Raw genomic sequence first — 813 nt, 5'->3', positions numbered from 1 at the left:
CCGCATGATAAGTCGTTGGCAAAAGGCAACTTCGAGAGTTTTGAGCAAGTCACCGCTTCTTGGGCGGAGCAAATTCGCTACTACACACGTAAATCGATTGAGATCGATACCGTAGTCGACAGCGTGCTTGAGCAGCAAGCGCAAGATATTTTCTGCTCATCGCTGGTGGATGACTGTTTGGCGCGCGGTAAAACAGTAAAAGAAGGCGGAGCGAAATACGATTGGGTATCTGGCCTGCAAGTGGGTATCGCCAATTTGGGTAACAGTTTGGCGGCGATCAAACATTTGGTGTTTGAAGAAGCACAAATCAGCCAAACGGAATTGGCAAAAGCATTAGAAGAAGACTTCGATGGTATTGAGAACGAACAACTTCGCCAACGCTTAATCAACTTCGCGCCAAAATACGGCAATGACGACGATTATGTCGACCAACTGCTGGCTGATGCTTACCAAGTTTATATCGATGAGTTGGCGCAATTTGTCAACACACGTTATGGGCGCGGACCAATTGGTGGTGGCTACTACGCGGGAACATCGAGCATCTCTGCCAACGTGCCATTTGGCGCATCCACGATGGCAACACCAGATGGTCGAAAAGCGAAAACGCCACTGGCGGAAGGCGCAAGTCCAGCATCGGGCTCTGACCGTTTGGGACCAACGGCGGTGTACAACTCAGTCGGTAAAATTCAAGCTAATAAAATCTTGGGTGGTGTGCTGCTTAACCAGAAGTTAAGCCCAGCGGCTGTCGCTTCAGAAGGAGATAAGCTCAAGCTTTCAATGCTGATTCGCACCTTCTTTAATCACCATAAAGGT

Annotated in this window: 1 protein-coding gene; it reads left to right on the top strand. The window is 49.0% G+C overall.

Annotated features, from left to right (window positions below; translation table 11 throughout):
- On the top strand, positions 1–813 hold an 813-nt coding region (locus R7E78_RS25770), incomplete at both ends, for a pyruvate formate lyase family protein (RefSeq protein ID WP_318058563.1).

Source organism: Vibrio sp. YT-19(2023) (assembly GCF_033337395.1).
The sequence above is the reverse complement of the archived record's forward strand: the minus strand, read 5'-3'. Positions and strand labels throughout refer to the sequence as shown.